We start from the raw sequence: 21,958 nt of genomic DNA, 5'->3' as shown, positions 1-21,958 counted from the left end.
TGTGATTGATTGCCTCATCGCTGGCAAGCCAGCTCCCACAGTGTCGGTGTGGTACACAAATTATGTGAACTGCCGCTGTACCTGTGGGAGCTGGCTTGCCAGCGAAGAGGCCTGTCCAGCCAACTCAGTCTTCGGCTGTGTCCTTGATCAGATGCGCCGCCAGCGTGCGCAACGGCCCTAGCTGGCGGCAGATCAGCGCCAGTTGCGTCTGCACCAGCCGCTGGCCTTCGTCGATTTCGTCCGGCATCTGCTCCAGCTCATTGGCCAGCGCCTCTTCCTCATCGCTCTGAATCGCAATCGGCTGTTTGCTTGCCAGACCTTGGGCAATTTCATCGATGCTCGCCGCCAGACTCACGCCGGCGCCGTCGATCAAGTGTTCGCGCACCTCGGCCGGCAGCTGGGTTTCCCGGTGTGCGCCGAGGCCTGACAGATAGCTGAGCAAGGTGTGCGACAGCACCAGGAAGCGGAAACCGACGTCGGCTTCCTTCCGGAAATGCCCCGGCTCCATCAGCATGTTCGCCAGCGTTGTGGAGAGTGCCGCGTCAGCGTTGTGCGCGTTGCGTCGGGCCAGGCGATAGGCGAGGTCGTCGCTCTTGCCGGCGGCGTATTGCTGCATGATCTGGCGCAGGTAGATGCTGTTGCAGGTGAGGGTGTTGGCCAGCACTTTGTTCAGGCGTCGGCCCTGCCAGTCCGGCAGGAACAGGAACACCGCAAGCCCGGCGATGAGGCTGCCGAGCAACGTATCGAACAACCTCGGCACAAACAGACCATAACCATCGCCGACCTGGTTGAAGCAGAACAGCACCATGATCGTGATCGCGGCGGTCGCCACGGTGTAGCGGGTGGTGCGGTTGGTAAAGAACACCACGCCGGCGGCGATGGCGAAGCACGACTGCACCAGCGGATTCGGGAACAGATCGAACAGCGCCCAGGCAATCGTCAGGCCGATTGCCGTGCCGAAAATCCGCTGGCCGAGTTTGCGCCGGGTCGCGCCGTAGTTCGGCTGGCAGACGAACAGTGTGGTGAGGATGATCCAGTAGCCTTGCGACGGGTGAATCAGATGCACCATGCCGTAGCCGATGCTCAACGCCAGCGGCAAGCGCAGGGCGTGACGGAATAGCAGCGAAGTCGGCGTGAGCTGCGTGCGCAGGCGAATCCACACGTCCTTGAAGTTGCGCGGCGAGCGGTCGAGCAGACTGCTGTCGGTGGCATCCGCCAGGGCGTCGGGGTTGCTGGCGTCGCTGAGCAAACGGTCGAGGGTGCCGAGGTTGGCTGCCAGTGCGCGCAGTGAACGGAGCAGTCCGCGCCAGGCCGGGTTGCTCTGGATGCGCAGGTGTTCGAGGGAGGCGTGCAGGTCGCTCAGGGCTTCGGCGAAACTCGCGTCGTAGATGAACGGCTGGCGCATCTGGATCGATTCGGCCAGCGCCCGACAGGCCTTGCCTTGCTGGCGCAGCAGGCGCTGGCAGCGGAACAGCACGTCGCTGTGGAAAAACGCATCGGCCAGGGCGTTATAGGGATAGTGCGAAGAGCTGGCGCGTTCGTGAATGTCTTGCGCCAGGAAGTACAGCTTCAGGTAACGGCTGACTTTCGAGCCGGGACGACCGTTGCCGACCCGGTGCAGGATGATTTCCTTGGCGCTGTTCAGGGCTGCTACCACCCGGCCGTTCTGCTGGGCCAGTTCCAGTCGCCGTGCTTCGACGTCCATCTGACGGATCGGCTCGAACAGCGACGATTTCAGCTTCAGGTAATAGCCCAGTTCGCGGAACAGCCGCGCCAGACTCTGCTGCACCGGCTGATTGGAAAACATCGCCTGCCACAGCACCGACAGCAGGCCGTACCACGCGGCACCGGCCACCAGCAGCATCGGCTCATGCCAGAAGTCCGTGACCGCGCCACCGCGCTGATCCACGCCGATCATGGTGTAGACGGAAAGGATCAGCGTCGCCGAGGCAATCGCGCCATACCGTTCGCCGAGCGCACCGAGCATGGTCAGGCCGAAACTGGCCAGTGCCAAAGCGATGACGAACACGATGGGGTAGGGGAAGAGCAATTCCACCGACAGCGCCGCGACGCTGAAACACACCAGCGTCACCGCCAGTGCATTGAGGCGGCCCTGCCAACTGTCGTCGGTCTCGGCCAGGGCGCTGGCGATGATCCCGAGGAACAACGGGATCAGCAGCCCCATTTCATCCTGATACCAGCACAGCGCCATGCTGCCGGTCAGGGCGATGAACACCCGCACGCTGTAGCTGAATTTATCCAGCGCCCACAGGCGCCGCAAAGACTGACGAAACGAGGTCGAGGACATGAAGTGCGAAGGCCTTCCGAGGCGATGCCGCTAAATTGAGCCAGTAATGACGCCGACGCAATGGCGCCGATCACATCTGACAGCAAAAAGTGTTCCTTTGGGTTCTTGCGCCGACTTCAAATTTTGAATCTTGCACTCAAACCTGTGGGAGCTGGCTTGCCAGCGATAGCGGTCTGACAGTCAACAATGATGTTGGATCTGCCGGCCTCATCGCTGGCAAGCCAGCTCCCACAGGGTTTTGTATAGGGCTTTGGGTCAGACGTATTGGGCGGCTGCGTAGCCAGAGGCCCAGGCCCACTGGAAGTTGAATCCGCCCAGATGCCCGGTGACATCCAGCACTTCACCAACGAAGTAGAGGCCCGGGCTTTTCAGCGATTCCATGGTCTTGGACGAGACTTCGCGGGTGTCGACGCCGCCGAGGGTGACTTCGGCGGTGCGGTAGCCTTCGGTGCCGGCCGGGACGACTTTCCAGCTGCCGAGCTTCTCGGCGATCTCCGCCAGTTCAGCGTGGGTGTACTGCTTCATCGGTTTGGAGACGAACCAGTTGTCCGCCAGCAGGTTGGCCATCTTCTTGGTGAAGATTTCGCCGAGCAGTGTTTTCAGTTCGCTGTTCGGACGCTCGGCGGTTTGCTGTTGCAGCCAGCTCGCGGCGTCGTGATCGGGCAGCAGGTTGATCTCGACCGTGTCGCCCGGCTCCCAGAATGAGGAAATCTGCAGAATCGCCGGCCCGCTCAGACCACGGTGAGTGAACAGGATGTTCTCGCGAAAACTCTGGTCGTTGCAGCTCACCAGGCAATCCACCGAGGTGCCGGACAGTTCGGTGCACAAATCCTTGAGCTGATCGGTGATGGTGAACGGCACCAGACCGGCGCGGGTGGGCAGCAGGTCGTGGCCGAATTGCTTGGCGACCTGGTAGCCGAAACCGGTCGCGCCCAGTGTCGGGATCGACAGGCCGCCGGTGGCGATCACCAGCGACTGGCACTGGATCTGGCCGAGGGTGGTGTCGAGCAGGTAACCGCCTTCGACTTTCTCGATGGTCTGGATCGAGGTGTCTAGATGCAGGTTGACGCCGACCTGATCGCATTCGTCCAGCAGCATGCCGAGGATGTCGCTGGATTTGTTATCGCAGAACAGTTGGCCGAGTTTTTTCTCGTGGTACGGCACGCCGTGCTTGGCGACCATGCCGATGAAATCCCACTGGGTGTAGCGGGCCAGCGCGGATTTGCAGAAGTGCGCATTCTGCGAGAGAAAATTGCTCGGTTCGGTGTACATGTTGGTGAAGTTGCAGCGCCCACCGCCGGACATCAGGATTTTCTTGCCGGCCTTGTTCGCGTGGTCGAGCAACAACACCTGACGCCCGCGCCCGGCGGCGGTCAGTGCACACATCAACCCTGCGGCGCCAGCGCCAATGATCACGACTTCGGTAGAGCGCAAAACGGTGTCCTCACACAAAATTCAAATTCACCGGAAACCAATGTGGGAGCGAGCTTGCTCGCGATTGCAGTGTGTCAGTCACAAATATATCAACTGACAGATTGCAATCGCGGGCAAGCCCGCTCCCACAGGGGATCCTCCTCGGATGGAAGACCGCTTACAAAACGCGTACGCGCAGCGAACGGCCCTTGATCTTGCCGTTGTTCAAACGCTGCAGCGCCTGCATGACCACGGTGCGTTCAACGGCCACATAGGACTGGAAGTCGAAGATCGCGATCTTGCCGACCTGCGCGCCCGGAATGCCGGCTTCACCGGTCAATGCGCCAAGAATGTCGCCCGGACGTACTTTGTCCTTGCGCCCGCCAGCGATGCACAGCGTGCTCATCGGCGGTTGCAGCGGGGCACCGCCCTGGGATTTCAGGTTGTCCACCTGATCCCAGTTCAGCGGGGTTTTCTGCAATTGTTCGATGGCTTGCGCGCGGTGCGCTTCGGACGGCGCCACCAGGCTGACCGCGATGCCTTTTTCGCCGGCACGACCGGTACGGCCGACGCGGTGAATGTGGATTTCCGAGTCGCGGGCCAGTTCGACGTTGATCACCATGTCCAGGGCATCGATGTCCAGACCACGGGCGGCAACGTCGGTGGCAACCAGTACCGAAGTACTGCGGTTGGCGAACATCGCCAGCACCTGATCGCGGTCACGCTGCTCCAGATCGCCGTGCAGGCCGACGGCGGAAATGCCCTTGGAAGTCAGGTGATCGACGGTTTCCTGCACTTGCTGCTTGGTGAAGCAGAACGCCACGGTGGAGGCCGGACGGAAGTGGTGCAGGACCTTGGTCACCGCGCTCATGCGCTCTTCCGGGGAGATCTCGTAGAAGCGCTGTTCGATCTGGGTGTCGTCGTGGAACGCTTCGGCTTTCACCGTTTGCGGATCGCGCATGAACTTCGACGCCAGTTGCTTGATGCCCACCGGGTAGGTCGCCGAGAACAGCAGGGTCTGACGACGGGCCGGGGTCTGCTCGATGATGTCTTCGATGGCGTCGTAGAAACCCATGTCGAGCATGCGGTCGGCTTCGTCGAGGATCAGTGTGTTGAGGCCGTCGAGGACCAGCGAACCCTTGCGCAGGTGCTGCTGGATGCGGCCCGGAGTGCCGACGATGATGTGCGCGCCGTGCTCCAGCGAGCCGATCTGCGGGCCGAAGGACACGCCGCCGCACAGGGTCAGCACCTTGATGTTGTCTTCGGCACGGGCCAGACGACGGATTTCCTTGGCAACCTGGTCGGCCAGCTCGCGGGTCGGGCAAATCACCAGCGCCTGGCAACCGAAGTAGCGCGGATTGATCGGGTTCAGCAGGCCGATACCGAACGCGGCGGTCTTGCCGCTGCCGGTCTTGGCCTGGGCGATCAGGTCCATCCCCTTGAGGATCACCGGCAAGCTCTGCGCCTGGATCGGCGTCATCTGGGCATAACCGAGGGAGTCGAGGTTAGCCAGCATGGCGGCGGACAGCGGCAAAGTATTAAAAGCGGTGGCGATGGTGGTCACGGGACTGGCCTGCAAAACAAAATGTCGCGCAGTGTACCAGCCCGGTGGCCAATAGCCCTAAGACTCGATGTGTTCTTCCGGACGCCTGACACGCCGCCCGTCATTCTTCGAGAGCTGCGAAAATATCGTCGCAGCGAGCATCGCCATGATCCCAACAGTCACGAACGTGAGCTGAAACGCGCCCAACACGGTCTCAACGCCGTCGTTGCCGACTTCCGCTGTAAAGCCGCCAAGCAACGCACCGGCGCACGCCACGCCGAGGCTCAGCGACAACTGCGCCACCACCGACAGCAAACTGTTGCCGCTGCTGGCGCTGGCGTCGTCGAGGTCGATCAGGGTCACGGTGTTCATCGCAGTGAATTGCAGCGAGTTGATCGCCCCGAGAATCGCCAGCAGGCACAGCAGCAGCCAGTACGGCGTCTGCTCGCTGACCAGGCCCATGCTTGCCAGCATGATCCCCAGAAGCAGCGTGTTGCCGGTCAGCACAATGCGATAGCCCAGGCGTTCGATCAGCGGCCGCGCGCCCCACTTGGCGACCATCGCGGCAGCGGCCAGCGGCAGCATGCTCATACCGGCCTGGGACGGCGAGTAACCCAGTGCCACTTGCAGCAACAACGGCACCAGAAACGGCAGGGCGCCGCTGCCCAGGCGCGCGAACAGGTTGCCGAGAATGCCGACCGCGAAGGTGCGGGTCTTGAACAGCGACGGTGCGAACAGCGGGTTTTCAATGTGCCCGGCGCGCAACCAGTATGCCGCCAGACACGCCATGCCACCGAACAGCAGCAGCATCACCCGCAGGTGTGGCAGGTGCAGTTCGCCGAGGCCTTCCATGGCGATGGTGATCAGCACCATCGCCGCGCCGAACAGCAGGAAGCCCAGGCTATCGAAGCGCGTGCGCTCGGTGCCGCGCAGGTCGGGGATGAATTTCCACACCGCGTAGCAACCGATGACGCCGACCGGCAGGTTGATCAGGAAGATCCAGTGCCACGTCAGGTATTCCACCATCCAGCCGCCCATGGTCGGACCGATCAGCGGGCCGAGCAGGCCGGGAATGGTGATGAAACCCATGATCCGCACCAGTTCCGAACGCGGGTAGGCGCGCAGCACCACCAGGCGCCCGACCGGCAGCATCAGCGCACCGCCGAGGCCCTGAATCACTCGCGCACCGATCAGCATGCTCAGGCTGCTCGACAAGGCGCAGAGCAGCGAGCCGAGGCTGAACAGCAGGATCGCGCCGAAGAAGATTTTCTTGGTGCCGAAGCGGTCGGCGATCCAGCCCGAGGCCGGAATCAGCAGGGCCACGGTGAGCATGTAGGCGATGATCACGCCCTGCATGCGCAATGGGTCTTCGGCCAGATCCCGAGCCATGGCAGGCAGGGCGGTGTTGAGGATGGTCCCGTCGAGGGACTGCATGAAGAAAGCGATGGCGACGACCCACGGCAACCAGCGGGCGGTGATGGCGTCGAGAGGCGGGCGGTTGGGCATGGAACCTCTGGTGATTGGGGTTAGTGCATATCCATGGTCGAGCTCGGTCAATGTGGGAGCGAGCTTGCTCGCGAAAGCGGTAAATCAGTCGACATCAATGTTGAATGAAATGCCCTCTTCGCGAGCAAGCTCGCTCCCACAGGGTGTCACAGGGTCAGGGTCAATCGGCTCACCAGCGCCCCCGGCAACAGCGCCGACGAAGTATTGCGCTGGCTGTAGGTGCTCGCCGACAGCAGCAACTCGCGCTCGGCAGTCAACGCTTCCAGCTGCGAACCCAGCAGGCTGTAGGCGCTGTCGTCGAAACGCATGGTGCTGACCGGCGCCTGAATCTCGCCATTCTCGACCCAGAACGTGGCAAACCGGGTCATGCCGGTCAGGCGCGCCGCCGGTTGATCGGAGAAGTTCAGGTACCACAGGTTGCTGATGTACAACCCGGTGCCCAACTGCTTGAGGATTTCGGCCTGCGGCAGATCGCCTGCGCCCATGTTCAGCGCGCTCGGCGATTCGCCACCGCCGGCTCCGTTGGCTGTCAGACCGTATTCGGCGGCACTGCGCGAACCCACCAACTGATCACCCGCTTTGCCTTCGATGATCAACCGCAGATCGCTGCGCGGGTAACCTTCACCGGAAAACGCCGGGCTCAGCGAATCGCTGACCTTTTCGTCGAGAGACACCAGCGGGCTGAATGCCTGATCGCCGGCATACAGTTTCTGCAACGGGCTGCTCTTGCTGGCGATCGACTGCGCCGAGAAACCGCCCCAGCACAGCATGCCCATGATTTCTTCCAGGGCTGCGGGCGCCAGATAGGCGCGGTATTGGCCTGGCGGCAAGGTACGCAGCGGGCGACCGAGAAACTCGAGCTGTTCGCGAGCCTGCTGGATGCGTCTGGCGAAGTCTTCGCTGTTCCAGTCATGTCCGGCGTAGCTGGCCTTCACCGCTTCGCCGTTCTCGTGGAACAGGCTGAAGTCGAAGTTGAAACTGTTGGCCTGATGCCAGCCGAATGCGCCGGAAGAACTGGCGAAGCCACGGCTGATGGGACCTGCAGCGTAGAAGCCGACCAGATCCAGACCTTCGGCAGCCTTAGCGATTTCCGCCACCACCTGCTCGGTATCTGGCAACGGATGCTCCTGCACGTTCTTGCTCTGCCAGCCATTGTGGTTGAGCAGCAGGTACGGATCCTGCGGCAGCAGCGGCAGGGTTTCGCGCAATTGCTGCAAGCCTTCGGCGAGGCGTTGCAGGTCGGTGGTCTGCTCACCGGACAGAGTGATGTGCAGGTCGGCATGGCGGCCGTCGTCGATCAGTTTCAGGCCGATACCGGCTTGTTGCACTTGCCCGGCCTGACGCACCTTGGCGTGGTTGAAACGGACGAAGGCCGAGGATTCGGCGTCGTAACTCAGGGTGAACTGTTCCGGCTCGCGCACGGCATCGCGCAGCCAGTTGACCAGCACCTTGAACGCCTCGGACGGGTTCTTGGAAATACTCATCAGGCGTCTCCCCCAAACACATCAACATTGCTGAACACGCAGGCCGGCGACGCATGGCCGACGCGGATCACCTGGTTCGGTTCGCCCTTGCCGCAGTTCGGCGTGCCCAGCACCTGGGTGGTGCCGGCGTTGCCGACGGCGCGCAGGCTCTTCCAGAAGTGCGCGGAAATGCCCCGGTAGTTCGGGTTTTTCACCACGCCCTTGAGTTCGCCGTTTTCGATCAACTGGCCCCATTCGCAGCCGAACTGGAATTTGTTGCGTGCATCGTCGATCGACCATGAGCGGTTGGTGCTCATCAGGATGCCGTTTTCGATACCGCCGATCAGTTGCTCCAGCGGCTGGTCGCCCGGCTCGATGTTGAGGTTGGCCATGCGGTCGATCGGTGGGCGGTTCCAGCCGCAGGCGCGGCTGTTGGCGACGCCGTCCAGACCCGCGCGGAACTGCGACAAGGCACCGCCCAACGGCCGTACCAACAGGCCTTCGCGAATCAGGAATTGTTTGCTGGCGGCTGTGCCGTCGTCGTCATGGCCGTAGCTCGCGAGTTCTTCCGGGATGCCCGGATCGAACGTCACGTTGAGCAGTTTCGAGCCGTATTGCAGGCTGCCGAAATCCGAGGCTTTGACGAAACTGGTGCCGGCGTAGTTGCGCTCGTCACCGAGAATCCGGTCGAGCTCCAGCGGGTGGCCGATGGATTCGTGGATCTGCAGCATCATCTGGTCAGGCATCAGCAGCAGGTCGCGCGGGCCTTGCGGGGTGTTCGGCGCGAGCAGCAATTGCAGCGCCTGATCGGCAACTTGCGGGCCGGCGCCGATCAGACCGCAACGGCTGATCACGTCGGCGCCGCCCTGCTGGCCGAAGTTCTCGCGGCCGAGGCTGCGGGTCTGGCTGTCGTTGCCGTCGTAGGCGGTGACGTCCAGGCCCGGGTATACGAAGCGCTGGGCCTGGCGCAATTCGGCCCCGGCGCTGCTCAGGTAGATCTGTTCGACGTGGGTGATGCCGATGCTCACTTCCCAATTCACCAGGCGCTCATCCTTTGGCACCGAGGCGGATTCCGCGCCGAGCAGCTCGAAGCATTCGCTCAGGGACGGGAAGGGTTGTTCCAGATTGGGTGAAAAGTAGTCGGCGCGGTCGCTCGAAACCGGCTGCTGGCTCAGGTCGAGCAGGGCGTGGGGCTTGAGCCGCCGGGCCTGTTGTTCGGCGCGCTCGAGGGCGGCTTGCAGGCCTTGTTGCGACAGGTCATTGGTCGCGGCGTAGGCTTCGACGCCGTTGACCCGAACGGTGAGCATCGCGCCTTCGTCGCGGCTCAGGCTCGGTGGTTCGGCGACATTCTTGCGCACCGACAGGTACTGGCCGGACTCGCGGACATACCGCAAGGAAAAGAACTCGGCGCCCGTACGCAAGGCAGCGAAGCGCTGCTTGAGCTGGGGGTGGAAATCGAACATCAGGGAACCTCCTTGTTATGGGAGTAGCGGCGAAGCGGATTCGGCGGGGAGGGGGTGAAACGATTGGGCGAGGACTAGAGTAGGCCTGCGAGGGGGTAGGATCAAGTGAAGAGGGGGTGTAGGAAGATTTACTGTGAAGCAGGGGAATTTGCAGTGAATTGCATGGCCTCATCGCGGGCAAGCCCGCTCCCACAGGTTTTTTGGTGGTTACAGAATCTGTGAACGACGCAAAACCTTGTGGGAGCTGGCTTGCCAGCGATTAGCCGTGACGCGGTATTACGACTTACTGAGCAACAGCACTCACATCACGCAGCGCCTTGCCTTTCACCGGCGCTTCGCCAGCGACGTAATACGGCGCCTTGCTGCGCGGCAATGGCTGACGACCACGGATCTTGTCGGCGATTTTCTCGGCCATCATGATCGTCGGCGCGTTCAGGTTGCCGGTGGTGATGATCGGCATGATCGAAGCATCGACCACACGCAGACCCTGCATGCCATGCACGCGGCCTTCGCCATCCACTACGGCCATGTCGTCGGTGCCCATCTTGCACGAGCAGGACGGGTGGAACGCGGTTTCGGCGTGCTCGCGGATGAACTTGTCCAGCTGCTCATCGGTTTGCACTTCGATGCCCGGGCTGATTTCACGGCCACGGAAGGCGTCCAGTGCAGGCTGTTGCATGATTTCACGGGTCAGGCGGATGCCGTCGCGGAATTCCTGCCAGTCCTGCTCGGTGGCCATGTAGTTGAACAGGATGCTCGGGTGCTGGCGCGGATCCTTGGATTTGACCTGGATGCGACCGCGGCTCGGCGAACGCATGGAACCCATGTGCGCCTGGAAACCGTGTTCTTTCACACCGTTGCTGCCGTTGTAGTTAATCGCTACCGGCAGGAAGTGGTACTGGATGTTCGGCCATTCGAACTCTTCGCGAGTACGAATGAAACCGCCGGCTTCGAACTGGTTGCTGGCGCCGATGCCGGTGCCGTTGAACAGCCATTCGGCACCGATGGCCGGCTGGTTGTACCAGAGCAGCGACGGGTACAGCGAGACCGGTTGGGTGCAGGCGTATTGCAGGTACAGCTCAAGGTGATCCTGCAGGTTTTCGCCGACGCCCGGCAGATCGTGAACGACCGGGATGTCCAGGCTTTCCAGCAGTTTTGCCGGGCCGACGCCGGAGCGTTGCAGCAGTTGCGGCGAAGCGATCGCGCCGGAGCAGACGATGACTTCTTTGCGGGCGCGGGCTTCAACGCGCTCTTCGGCAGCGCCGACCAGGTAACGCACGCCAACGGCACGTTTGCCGTCGAACAAGACTTTGTCGGTCAGGGCGTGAGTGACGATGGTCAGGGTCGAGCGCTTCTTGGCCACGTCCAGGTAACCACGCGCGGTGGAAGCACGACGGCCATTCGGCGTTACGGTGCGGTCCATCGGGCCGAAACCTTCCTGCTGGTAGCCGTTCAAGTCTTCGGTGCGCGGGTAACCGGCCTGTACGCCAGCTTCAACCATGGCGTGGAACAGCGGGTTGTTGCCCGCCTTCGGCGTGGTCACGCTGACCGGGCCTTCGCCGCCGTGGTAGTCGTTCGGGCCGATGTCGCGGGTTTCCGCTTTGCGGAAGTACGGCAGGCAGTCGAGGTAGGTCCAGTCTTCCAGGCCTGGCAGTTTTGCCCAGCCGTCGTAGTCCATCGCGTTGCCACGGATGTAGCACATGCCGTTGATCAGCGAGGAGCCGCCGAGGCCTTTGCCGCGACCGCATTCCATGCGGCGACCGTCCATGTGTGGCTCTGGATCGGTTTCGTACGCCCAGTTGTAGCGACGGCCTTGCAGCGGGAAAGCCAGGGCAGCCGGCATCTGTGTACGGAAGTCCAAACGGTAGTCCGGGCCGCCGGCTTCGAGCAGCAGAACGGTGACGCCTTCGTCTTCAGTCAGACGGGTCGCCAGGGTGTTACCGGCAGAGCCGGCACCGACGATGATGTAATCGAATTCTTGGGACATTGAATGCACCCTCTTTAGATGTGGTCAGGTCGGGGCCTCGGCGAGTGCTGTGCACTCGAATCGCTGGCAAGCCAGCTCCCACAAAGATCGGGAGTTGCCACAGATTTGATGGGCGACACACAAACCTGTGGGAGCGGGCTTGCCCGCGAAGAGGCCCTCGCAGGCACTACAAGACGCGGGTCTTAGAACACCGAGACGTAATCGCCCAGCTCGACCTGTACCGATTTGATGCGAGTGAAGTTGTTCAGCGAGCTGATGCCGTTCTCACGGCCGACGCCCGACTGCTTGTAACCGCCAACCGGCATTTTTGCGTCGGACTCGCCCCAGGCGTTGATCCAGCAGATACCGGCTTCCAGTTGATGAATCACGCGATGGGCGCGGTTCAGGTCGCGGGTGACGATACCGGCGGCCAGGCCGAAGTCGGTGTCGTTGGCGCGGCGGATCACTTCTTCTTCGGTTTCGTAGGTCAGGATCGCCATCACCGGGCCGAAGATTTCTTCACGGACGATGGTCATGTCGTCGGTGCAGTCGGTGAACACGGTCGGAGCCACGAACGCGCCCTTGGCGAATTCGCCGTCGGTCAGACGTTCGCCGCCGCACAGAACGCGGGCGCCTTCTTCTTTACCTTTGGCGATGTAGCCCAGCACGCTTTCCATGTGCGGGAAGCTGACCAGCGGGCCGAAGTTGGTGTTTTCGTCTTCCGGGTTGCCAACGCGGATGCGCGCAACGCGCTCGACGATCTTGGCTTCGAAAGCGGCTTTCAGGTGGCTCGGCACGAACACGCGAGTGCCGTTGGTGCAGACCTGACCGGAGCTGTAGAAGTTGGCCATCATGGCGGTGTCGGCGGCGCGATCCAGGTCGGCGTCGTCGCAGATGATCAGCGGGGACTTGCCGCCCAGTTCCATGGTCACGTCTTTGAGCGACGAAGCCGAAGCGCTGGCCATGACCTTCTTGCCGGTGTCGGTGCCGCCGGTGAAGGAGATTTTCTCGATGCGCGGGTGCTCGGTCAGCCAGGTGCCGACTTCACGGCCGCTGCCGGTCAGGACGTTGAACACGCCATTCGGAACGCCGGCTTCGGTGTAGATCTCGGCCAGTTTCAGGGTGGTCAGCGAAGTGACTTCGCTTGGCTTGAAGATCATCGCATTACCGGCCGCCAGGGCTGGAGCGGATTTCCACAGGGCGATCTGGATCGGGTAGTTCCACGCGCCGATACCGGCGACAACGCCCAGCGGCTCGCGACGGGTGTAGACGAATGCGGTGTCACGCAGCGGGATCTGCTCGCCTTCGATGGCGGGTACCAGGCCTGCGTAGTATTCCAGCACGTCGGCGCCGGTGACGATGTCGACGTACTTGGTTTCGGAGAAGGCTTTACCGGTGTCCAGGGTTTCCAGGGCCGCCAGTTCATCGTTGCGCTCGCGCAGGATGTCGACGGCGCGACGCAGGATGCGCGAACGCTCCATGGCGGTCATCGCGGCCCAGATTTTCTGGCCCTTTTCGGCGCTGACCACAGCGCGCTCGACGTCTTCCTTGGTCGCACGTTGCACGTGTGCGAGGACTTCACCGTTAGCCGGGTTGATGGCTTCGAAGGTGGCATCGCTGCCGGCGTCGGAGTACGCGCCATCGATGTAGAGTTTTTGCAGTTCGAAACGGGCCATAGTGTCCTCGCAAGTGCATTAGTGGTTGGCGTTGGTCACCGGGTGAGCCATGTAGCTGTGGCATCGCTGGTCGGTGACAGTTCAGGGGCCGAGCGTTTTTTCTGTGCTCTAGCTCACCTGCTTGGCCAATTGGAAATCCATGTATTCGTAAGCGATCTGTTGCGCCTGCGCGGTGTCGAAAGCGTCTCCCGACAGCGCGCCGCGCAACCACAAACCGTCAATCAGAGCTGCCAGTCCACGGGCGGCGCTGCGCGCATCTTCGAGCGGCAACACACGGCGGAACTCGCAGCACAGGTTGGAATACAGACGGTGATCGTTGATCCGCTGCAACCTGTGCAAAGACGGCTGGTGCATGCTGGTGGCCCAGAAGGCCAGCCAGGTTTTCATTGCCGGGCCATTGACCTGGCTGGCGTCGAAGTTGCCTTCGATGATCACCTGCAGATGCGCCCGGGGGCTGCTGTCTGCCAGCGCCTGACGGCGCGCGGTGACGCTCTCGCTGAGGGCGGTCATCAGATACCGCATCGTGGCGGCGATCAGGCCATTCTTGTCCTGAAAATAGTGACTGATGATGCCATTCGAGACACCGGCCAAACGGGCGATCAGCGCAATGCTGGCGTCCCCCATTCCGACCTGATCAACCGCCTGCAAAGTGGCTTCGATCAGTTGTTGGCGGCGGATGGGTTGCATACCGACCTTGGGCATCTTGCACATCTCCTTAGGCCTTCCGACGGGCGAATGACGCCTATCGGATTGAGGGCCAGTCTATTTTGTTTTGATTGAACGTTCAATCAACAAAGAATAAGATCTGCGACAAATCGTCGCTGCCTACAGATTTTTCCTACGTGTAAGTGGCGATAAAACCGACATCCGAAAATGCTCGAAACCTGCGCGGGGCAAGGCGCGGTTCGACGTTCGATGGACGTGTTGAATGGGCAAGACGCTCAAGGCCAGGTTTCGGATGAACGTCCATGCCTCGGCCACGACGGCGATTCGCGGTGCCATCTCTGCAGGTTCGGGCTTTTTTCGGGGTGTCTTTATATCACCCGCCGGTCGGCTGCCAACTAACCGATTGGTCGGGTTCCGTGTTGCCTTGTGTTCTTCTCTCGCACTGCCTGGAGCATTTGTGCCATGAGTTCTGCCTCGCTTATAAAGACCCCGCCCGAGAAGGTGACGGTCAACGGTTGGGTGTTCTACACCTCTACCGCGCTGATTCTGTTGTTGACCGCCATTCTGATCATCGCCCCGCAAGAGGCCGGCAGAATGCTGGGAGTGGCTCAGGCCTGGTTGTCCCGCAGCTTCGGCTGGTACTACATGGTGGTGATCGCCGCTTACCTGGTTTTCGTGGTGGGCCTGGCGTTTTCCTCCTACGGCAAACTCAAACTGGGTAGCAAGGACGACACCCCGGATTTCAGCTACGGCGCCTGGGCGGGGATGCTGTTCTCGTCGGGTATCGGTATTTCGCTGCTGTACTTCGGCGCATCCGAACCGCTGGATCATTACTTCAACCCACCGGAAGGTGCATCCGCTACCAACATGGCGGCACGTCAGGCTGTTCAACTGACCTTCCTGCACTGGGGCCTGCACGGCTGGGCGATCTACGCGCTGGTCGGTCTGGCCGTGGCCTATTTCGCATACCGTCATAACCAGCCGCTGGCACTGCGTTCGGCGCTGTATCCGCTGGTGGGCGAGCGTTGGGTCAAGGGCGCTGCCGGTCATGCGGTGGACGGTTTCGGCATGTTCGTGACCCTGCTGGGTCTGGTGACCAACCTGGGGATCGGCTCGCTGCAAGTGTCCTCGGGCCTGGAAAACCTGTTCGGCATGGAACACAGCAACACCAACCTGCTGATCGTGATCATCGTGATGAGCACCGTGGCGACCATCGCTGCCGTGTCCGGCGTGGAAAACGGCATCCGTCGTCTGTCCAACCTCAACATCATTCTGTTCAGCGGTCTGCTGATTTTCGTCCTGCTGTTCGGCCCGACCCTGCACCTGCTCAACGGCTTCGTGCAGAACATCGGCGACTACCTCAACGGCGTGGTGCTGAAGACTTTCGACCTGTACGTCTATGAAGGCGACAGCGAGAAGTCCGACCGCTGGCTGGGCCTGTGGACCCTGTTCTACTGGGCGTGGTGGATTTCCTGGGCCCCATTCGTCGGCATGTTCATCGCGCGTATTTCCCGTGGTCGTACCGTGCGTGAACTGGTGGCTGGCGTACTGCTGATTCCGCTGGGTTTCACCCTGGCGTGGCTGTCGATCTTCGGTAACTCGGCGCTGGATCTGGTGATGAACCAGGGCGCGGTGGAACTCGGCAAGACGGCGCTGGAACAGCCGTCGATGGCGATCTATCAGTTGCTGGAACACTACCCGGCGTCGAAAGTCGTCATCGGTGTGTCGATCTTCGTTGGTTTCGTGCTGTTCCTGACCCCGGCCGACTCCGGCGCGGTGATGATGGCGAACCTGTCCTGCAAGGGCGGCAATGTCGACGAAGATGCCCCGCACTGGCTGCGGATTTTCTGGTCGGTCGTGATCACCCTGGTGACCATCGGCCTGCTGTTCGCCGGTAACTTCGAAGCCATGCAGACCATGGTGGTGCTGGCCGGTCTGCCGTTCTCGGTGGTGCTGGTGTGCTTCATGTTCGGCCTGCACAAGGCGATGCGCCAGGACATGCAGATCGAACAGGAGCAGGCGCAACTGGCTGAACGCGGTCGTCGTGGTTTCAGCGAGCGCCTGACCCAGCTGGATCTGCAACCGAGCCAGTCGGTGGTTCAGCGCTTCATGGACAAACACGTCAGCCCGGCGCTGGAAGATGCCGCTGCGCAAATGCGTGCTCAGGGTCTGGAAGTACAGACGCTGCTGGGCAAATCCAAGCGCTGCATGGGCGTGCGGGTCGAGATGGAAGAGGGCAACCCTTTTGTCTACGAAGTGAGCCTGGACGGCTATCTGGCGACCCCGAGCGAGTCGGTCCAGTCCGATGAAGCGCGCCAGCGTTTCTACCGCGCTGAGGTGTACCTGCACAACGGCAGCCAGGACTACGACCTGATGGGCTTCACACAGGATCAGATCACGCGCGATGTGCTCGATCAGTTTGAAAGCCATCGGCAGCTCCTTGGCCGTGTCTATAGCTGAGTTGTGAAGTGATCTTTCCTGCACGTTGTGCGGGAATACAAAGGGGCTCAAGTTGAGCCCCTTTTTTGTGCCTGATCGTTCCCATGTCGAGGCGTCGAACCGTCTGCGTGGGAATGCCTCAACGGACGCTCCGCGTTCGGCTTTTGATTTGGGACGCGGAGCGTCCCGGGCTGCATTCCCACGCAGAGCGTGGGAACGATCACGCCGCGATCCTCTCGCGGCGTTTTTGTGTCTGCTCTCTTTATCCCAGGTTCTTCCCGAGCAGCGCGTGATACAGCTCGCTGTCCCCGAGAATCCCCACCACATGATTGTTGTCGTGCAGCACCAGTTTGTTGCCGGTCTGGTAACGGATCTGCAACGCGTCGCGCATGCCGATGTTCGAGTCCACCAGCGTCGGCTTGCGCTCCAGCCCTTCCACGGCTTGCCCCGGTGCCCAGTTCTGCAGATTCAGCACCGAACCGTTCTGCCGTGCACCCTTGATGGTGTTGCCTTCGGCCAGGTCCAGCCACGAATCGCCGCCCGGATCCAGGCACACCGAACCGTTGATGCGTTTGCAGTTGTCGAGGGTGCGCATCAGGCTGCGCCCGCAGAGTACGTTCAGCGGGTTGGTGTGGGCGACGAAGGTGCGCACGTAATCGTCCGCCGGGTTGAGCACGATCTCTTCCGGCACGCTGTACTGGATGATCCGGCCGTCTTTCATGATCGCGATGCGGCTGCCGAGTTTCAGCGCCTCATCGAGGTCGTGGCTGACGAACACGATGGTCTTGCTCAGCTTGCGTTGCAGTTCCAGCAGTTCATCCTGCAGGCCCTGACGGATCAGCGGGTCGAGGGCCGAGAACGGTTCGTCCATCAGTAGAATGTCGGCGTCCATCGCCAGCGCGCGAGCCAGGCCGACACGCTGCTGCATGCCGCCGGACAGCTCGTCGGGCTTCTTGTTGCGCCATTGGGTCAGGCCCACCAGTTCGAGTTTGTCGTCGACCAGCTTGCGCCGTTCCTTCTCCGGACGACCCTGCATTTCCAGACCGAAACTGATGTTCTCGCGCACCGTGAGCCAAGGCATCAGGGCGAACTTCTGGAACACCATGGCGATGCGTTTGGTGCGCATCATTTTCAGCTCGGCCGGGGTGCAGGACGCGATGTCGATCTGCTTGCCTTCGTGTTCGACGAACAGCTTGCCGCGGCTCACGGTGTTGAGGCCGTTGATGCAGCGCAGCAGGCTCGACTTGCCGGAGCCGGACAGGCCCATCAGCACACAGATCTCGCCTTTGTTGATGTCCAGGCTGGCCTTTTCAACGCCAACGATCTGCCCGGTCTTTTTCAGGATCTCGCTGCGGGTCAGGCCTTGATCGAGAAGTTTCAGTGCTTCGCGCGGATCCCTGGTGAAGATCACGTCAACGTTATCGAAGCGAATTATGCTCATGCGTCACCCCCTGCTTTGGCGTCGGGTTGTTTGCAGATACGGTCGAGCATGATCGCCAGCAGTACGATCGCCAGGCCCGCTTCGAAGCCCAGGGCGATATCAGCAGTGTTCAGTGCGTTGACCACCGGTTTGCCGAGTCCGTCGGCGCCCACCAGTGCCGCGATCACCACCATCGACAGCGACAGCATGATGCACTGGGTGATGCCGGCCGCGATGCTCGGCATGGCGTGAGGCAGTTCGATCCGTGAAAGCAGTTGGCGACGCGAGCAGCCGAAGGCCTTGCCGGCGTCCATCAGTTCTTGCGGGACATCGCGGATGCCCAGGTAGGTCAGGCGGATCGGCGCGGCGATGGCGAACACCACCGTCGAGATCAGGCCCGGCACCACACCCAGCCCGAAGAGGGTCAGGGTAGGAATGAGGTAAACGAAGGTCGGTACGGTCTGCATCAGATCGAGTACCGGCCTCATCAAAGTGTAGAACATCGGTTTGTGCGCGGCGACGATGCCCAGCGGCACGCCGATGACCACGCAGACCAGAGTCGCGAACATGACCTGGGCGAGGGTTTCCATGGTTTCCTGCCAGTACCCCAGGTTGAGGATCAGCAGGAAGGAGGCGACCACGAACGCGGTCAGGCCCCATTTGCGTTGAATGAAGTGGGCCAGCAGGGCGATGAGGCCGATCAGCACCAGCGGGTTGAACCAGGTCAGCGCAAACGTCACGCCGTGGATCATCGTTTCCAGTGTCACGGCGATTGCGTCGAAGGTGTTGGCGCCGTGTTGCGTCAACCATTCAACGAAGCCCGCGATGTACTGGCCTAAAGGGATTTTCTGATCAATCAGCATGGTAGTGAACGTCCGCATGCAAGGAAATAAACAGCCCGGACGGGACTAGCCCGCCCGGCATAAGCGATTACTGGGCAATCTTGGCTTTCACGGCCTCCAGGCCAGGTTTACCGTCAATGGTGGTCACGCCAGCGAGCCAGGTATCGAGCACCTGTGGATTCTTTTTCAGCCAGGCCTTGGCGGCCGCGTCAGGCTTCATCTTGTCGTCCAGGATGTTGCCCATCAGTTCGCTTTCCATGTCGACGGTGAACTCCAGGTTTTTCAGCAGTTGGCCAACGTTGCTGCATTCCTCGGCGTAGCCCTTGCGGGTGTTGGTCGCCACGGTGGCGGCGCCGAAATCCGGGCCGAAGAAATCGTCACCACCGGTCAGGTACTGAATCTTGAAGCGCTTGTTCATCGGATGCGGCGCCCAGCCGAGGAACACCACGGCGGTGTCGCGTTTCTGCGCGCGGTCAACCTGCGACAGCATGCCTGCTTCGCTGGACTCGACGACCTTGAAGCCGGCGGTCTTGAGGCCGAAGGCGTCCTTGTCGATCATGCTCTGGATCAGGCGGTTGCCGTCGTTGCCCGGCTCGATCCCGTAGATCTTGCCGTCGAGTTCCTTCTTGAATTTGGCGATGTCGGCGAAGTCGTGCAGGCCCTTGTCATACAAGGCCTGGGGAACCGCGAGGGTGTACTTGGCACCCTTGAGGTTGGTGCGCACGGTTTCCACGGTGCCGGCGTCGCGGTAGGCCTTGATGTCGTTTTCCATGGTCGGCATCCAGTTGCCGAGGAACACGTCCATGTTCTTGCCGTCGGCCAGCGACTTGTAGGTCACGGGTACGGAAATCATGGTGGTCTTGGTCTTGTAACCGAGGGCGTTGAGCACGACGGAGGTGGTGGCGGTTGTTGCGGTGATGTCGGTCCAGCCGACATCGGAGAAGTTAACGGTACTGCACTGCGCCGGTTCTGCGGCTTGAGCCAGTAACGGCAGACTCAGCATGGCGGCCAACAACAACGACGGGGAACCTTTCATGAATGGACTCCTTGGTGTTTTTTTTGGCAGTGTTCCGATTGGACCACCGCACTTATGGGTTGCGGTTGGATGGCGTTCTGGAGACAGCTCTACCGCAGCGCCTTGCAATCGAGTCGATACGATCATGTACCAGTGAAAATCTGACGCCTACAGGGTGCGTCGTATCCAGTACAGGGATGGTCGCATCCAGTGTCAGTGACGTCGTTTACAGCTTTTTTCTGCCCTGTCTGGCCATCTGAACCGCATAAAAACGGCGAAAACACGGGCTGAAACCGGCACGGCGTTAGTGGGCATGAGTGCGTCGGTGTCAGACGCCGAGCGACCCGGGAAAAGCCCGATGATGCGGGCATTCCGGCGGATCGCAGCTTGAGCGTAGCAGCTCCGCCAGCGGGCGCTTCACGCCCCGGACCGGCACTCTCAGGAGCTCTGCAGCAATGGCTATCAGCGTTTTCGACCTGTTCAAAATCGGCATTGGCCCCTCCAGTTCCCACACCGTCGGGCCCATGCGCGCCGCCGCGCTTTTTGTCGAGTCATTGCGCGACAAACACCTGCTGGAGCAGGTGCGTCGCATCGAAGTGCAGCTGTTCGGTTCGCTGTCGGCCACTGGTGTCGGTCACGGCAGCGACAACGCGGTGATCATGGGCCTGATGGGCGAGTGGCCAGACGCGATCGATCCGTCGCAGATCGGACCGCGGATCCAGGCCCTGCGTGAAACCCACACGCTGTTGCTCGACGGTCGTTTGTCGGTGCCCTTTATATGGGGCCGCGACATGCACCTGATCGACGAGAACCTGCCGTTCCATCCCAACGCCATGACCCTGGTTGCCGAAGGCGATCACGGCGAGCTGCATCGCGACACCTACTATTCGGTGGGCGGCGGTTTTGTGGTGGACGAGGCGCAGGCCTCCAGCGGCGTGGTGGACCTGGACCGCACCGAGTTGCCTTACGATTTTTCCAGCGCGGTGGAGCTGCTGGAACTGTGCAAGACCCACAACCTGCGCGTGGCCGAATTGATGATGGCCAACGAGAAGGTCTGGCGCAGCGAAGAGGAAATCCGCGCCGGCCTGTTGAAACTCTGGCGGGCGATGCAGGATTGCGTCGAGCAGGGCCTCAAGCACGAAGGCATCCTGCCCGGCGGCCTCAACGTGCGCCGCCGCGCGGCGAAGTTGCACCGCAGTCTTCAGGAATTGAACAAGCCCAATGTGATTGGCTCGACCCTCAGCGCGATGGAGTGGGTCAACCTGTTCGCCCTCGCGGTGAACGAGGAAAACGCGGCCGGCGGGCGCATGGTCACGGCGCCCACCAACGGCGCGGCGGGGATCATTCCGGCGGTGCTGCACTACTTCATGAAATTCAGCGAGGCGGTGACCGACGCCAACGTGGTCGACTACTTCCTGGGGGCGGCGGCGGTGGGGATTCTGTGCAAGAAGAACGCTTCGATCTCCGGCGCTGAAGTCGGGTGTCAGGGTGAAGTCGGTTCGGCTTGTGCGATGGCGGCCGCAGGGCTGGCTGAAATCCTCGGCGCGAGTCCCGAGCAGTTGTGCAACGCGGCGGAAATCGGCCTGGAACACAACCTCGGTCTGACCTGCGATCCGGTGGGTGGCCTGGTGCAAGTGCCGTGCATCGAGCGCAACGCGATTGCGGCGGTGAAGGCGATCAACGCGGCGCAGATGGCCTTGCGTGGTGACGGTCAGCACTTTATTTCGCTGGACCGGGTGATCCGCACCATGCGCGATACCGGCGCCGACATGCATGACAAATATAAAGAGACATCGCGGGGCGGGTTGGCGGTCAGCGCGGTGGAGTGCTGATTCCGAGTCGCCCCAATCGCTGGCAAGTCGAACCGTCGCACCGCAGCTCCCACAGGGTTTTGAGGTGTTACCAAAATAGCAGCAACACCAAACAAACTGTGGGAGCTGGCTTGCCAGCGATGAGGCCGGACCAGTCAAAACTGCGCGTTAAGTGCACACCGGAATCAAAACGCGCCACCTTTTGGCGCGTCGCTATCAGATAAGAGTCTTTCCCACCTCCAGCGCCGGATTCGCAGGCGCTACCGTCCGTCACCCGTGCTTGCGGTGACACTGTAGGACAATCGCGCGCAGGCCAGTTCCCACAAGTGCTACCGATTTGCTCACACCCGTCGGAGCAGGGCATTCGCGACCGCTGATTGCACTTCGAATTACCTTTCGTCGGAGCGCTTGTATAGACGCGTCGCGA

14 protein-coding genes are annotated in these 21,958 nt (G+C 61.5%); 2 read left to right on the top strand and 12 right to left on the bottom strand.

Translation table 11 applies throughout. The features are described from left to right. Positions 1-124 precede the first annotated feature (124 nt). The 9 genes from yccS to betI all read right to left on the bottom strand — a co-directional run bounded on the left by yccS (position 125) and on the right by betI (position 14,040). Positions 125-2,308: a YccS family putative transporter gene (gene yccS, locus IHQ43_RS27045; protein ID WP_007959728.1), complete on the bottom strand. Its 2,184-nt coding sequence runs from the start codon at positions 2,306-2,308 to the stop codon at positions 125-127. Positions 2,309-2,563: 255 nt separating this feature from the next. Beyond that, entirely contained in the window at positions 2,564-3,742 is a 1,179-nt protein-coding gene (locus tag IHQ43_RS27040; RefSeq protein WP_192562683.1) for a BaiN/RdsA family NAD(P)/FAD-dependent oxidoreductase, read from the bottom strand. Between the two features lie 157 nt (positions 3,743-3,899). Then, the gene (dbpA, locus tag IHQ43_RS27035) at positions 3,900-5,285 is read right to left on the bottom strand and encodes an ATP-dependent RNA helicase DbpA (protein ID WP_007959732.1); all 1,386 of its coding nucleotides are present in this window, start codon (positions 5,283-5,285) and stop codon (positions 3,900-3,902) included. Between the two features lie 57 nt (positions 5,286-5,342). Further along, positions 5,343-6,770 (bottom strand): multidrug transporter subunit MdtD, encoded by a 1,428-nt coding sequence (gene mdtD / locus IHQ43_RS27030; RefSeq protein ID WP_192562682.1) that lies wholly within the window; start codon positions 6,768-6,770, stop codon positions 5,343-5,345. Between the two features lie 146 nt (positions 6,771-6,916). After that, positions 6,917-8,254: a TldD/PmbA family protein gene (locus tag IHQ43_RS27025; RefSeq protein WP_192562681.1), complete on the bottom strand. Its 1,338-nt coding sequence runs from the start codon at positions 8,252-8,254 to the stop codon at positions 6,917-6,919. Next, positions 8,254-9,696: a TldD/PmbA family protein gene (locus IHQ43_RS27020; protein WP_192562680.1), complete on the bottom strand. Its 1,443-nt coding sequence runs from the start codon at positions 9,694-9,696 to the stop codon at positions 8,254-8,256. The genes IHQ43_RS27025 and IHQ43_RS27020 overlap by 1 nt, the downstream gene beginning before the upstream one ends. A 283-nt stretch (positions 9,697-9,979) precedes the next feature. Beyond that, complete coding sequence (gene betA / locus IHQ43_RS27015) at positions 9,980-11,683, bottom strand: choline dehydrogenase (RefSeq protein ID WP_192562679.1); 1,704 nt, start codon at positions 11,681-11,683, stop codon at positions 9,980-9,982. A 182-nt stretch (positions 11,684-11,865) separates the two neighbouring features. Next, on the bottom strand, positions 11,866-13,338 hold the full coding sequence (betB, locus tag IHQ43_RS27010; RefSeq protein ID WP_192562678.1) for a betaine-aldehyde dehydrogenase: 1,473 nt from the start codon (positions 13,336-13,338) through the stop codon (positions 11,866-11,868). A gap of 108 nt (positions 13,339-13,446) precedes the next feature. Next, positions 13,447-14,040, bottom strand: a complete 594-nt coding sequence (gene betI / locus IHQ43_RS27005) for a transcriptional regulator BetI (RefSeq protein ID WP_192562677.1) — start codon at positions 14,038-14,040, stop codon at positions 13,447-13,449. Positions 14,041-14,523: 483 nt separating this feature from the next. Here betI and IHQ43_RS27000 point away from each other — a divergent pair, with 483 nt between their 5' ends. Further along, positions 14,524-16,464, top strand: coding sequence for a BCCT family transporter (locus IHQ43_RS27000; protein ID WP_223290698.1), 1,941 nt, complete (start codon positions 14,524-14,526; stop codon positions 16,462-16,464). A 241-nt stretch (positions 16,465-16,705) separates the two neighbouring features. On the opposite strand, the gene choV is transcribed toward IHQ43_RS27000, so the two are convergent. The 3 genes from choV to IHQ43_RS26985 form a co-directional block, all read right to left on the bottom strand. Further along, on the bottom strand, positions 16,706-17,884 hold the full coding sequence (gene choV / locus IHQ43_RS26995; RefSeq protein WP_102685742.1) for a choline ABC transporter ATP-binding protein: 1,179 nt from the start codon (positions 17,882-17,884) through the stop codon (positions 16,706-16,708). Next, the gene (gene choW / locus IHQ43_RS26990; RefSeq protein WP_039767993.1) at positions 17,881-18,726 is read right to left on the bottom strand and encodes a choline ABC transporter permease subunit; all 846 of its coding nucleotides are present in this window, start codon (positions 18,724-18,726) and stop codon (positions 17,881-17,883) included. The genes choV and choW overlap by 4 nt, the downstream gene beginning before the upstream one ends. A 67-nt stretch (positions 18,727-18,793) precedes the next feature. Continuing rightward, complete coding sequence (locus IHQ43_RS26985) at positions 18,794-19,741, bottom strand: choline ABC transporter substrate-binding protein (RefSeq protein ID WP_192562676.1); 948 nt, start codon at positions 19,739-19,741, stop codon at positions 18,794-18,796. Between the two features lie 434 nt (positions 19,742-20,175). On the opposite strand from IHQ43_RS26985, the gene IHQ43_RS26980 reads away from it, so the two are divergent. Beyond that, positions 20,176-21,552 (top strand): L-serine ammonia-lyase, encoded by a 1,377-nt coding sequence (locus IHQ43_RS26980; protein ID WP_192562675.1) that lies wholly within the window; start codon positions 20,176-20,178, stop codon positions 21,550-21,552. The last annotated feature ends 406 nt before the right edge of the window (positions 21,553-21,958 follow it).

It is taken from the genome of Pseudomonas gozinkensis (assembly GCF_014863585.1).
In the GTDB taxonomy this organism is placed as follows: Bacteria; Pseudomonadota; Gammaproteobacteria; order Pseudomonadales; family Pseudomonadaceae; genus Aquipseudomonas; species Aquipseudomonas gozinkensis.
The sequence above is the reverse complement of the archived record's forward strand: the minus strand, read 5'-3'. Positions and strand labels throughout refer to the sequence as shown.

Bases quoted from the DNA above. Each gene is read 5' to 3' on its own strand.
- betA (WP_192562679.1), bottom strand. From the start codon at position 11,683: ATGTCCCAAGAATTCGATTACATCATCGTCGGTGCCGGCTCTGCCGGT.
- betB (WP_192562678.1), bottom strand. From the start codon at position 13,338: ATGGCCCGTTTCGAACTGCAAAAACTCTACATCGATGGCGCGTACTCC.
- IHQ43_RS26985 (WP_192562676.1), bottom strand. From the start codon at position 19,741: ATGAAAGGTTCCCCGTCGTTGTTGTTGGCCGCCATGCTGAGTCTGCCG.
- IHQ43_RS27020 (WP_192562680.1), bottom strand. From the start codon at position 9,696: ATGTTCGATTTCCACCCCCAGCTCAAGCAGCGCTTCGCTGCCTTGCGT.
- IHQ43_RS27025 (WP_192562681.1), bottom strand. From the start codon at position 8,254: ATGAGTATTTCCAAGAACCCGTCCGAGGCGTTCAAGGTGCTGGTCAAC.
- choV (WP_102685742.1), bottom strand. From the start codon at position 17,884: ATGAGCATAATTCGCTTCGATAACGTTGACGTGATCTTCACCAGGGAT.
- IHQ43_RS26980 (WP_192562675.1), top strand. From the start codon at position 20,176: ATGGCTATCAGCGTTTTCGACCTGTTCAAAATCGGCATTGGCCCCTCC.
- betI (WP_192562677.1), bottom strand. From the start codon at position 14,040: ATGCCCAAGGTCGGTATGCAACCCATCCGCCGCCAACAACTGATCGAA.
- choW (WP_039767993.1), bottom strand. From the start codon at position 18,726: ATGCTGATTGATCAGAAAATCCCTTTAGGCCAGTACATCGCGGGCTTC.
- yccS (WP_007959728.1), bottom strand. From the start codon at position 2,308: ATGTCCTCGACCTCGTTTCGTCAGTCTTTGCGGCGCCTGTGGGCGCTG.
- mdtD (WP_192562682.1), bottom strand. From the start codon at position 6,770: ATGCCCAACCGCCCGCCTCTCGACGCCATCACCGCCCGCTGGTTGCCG.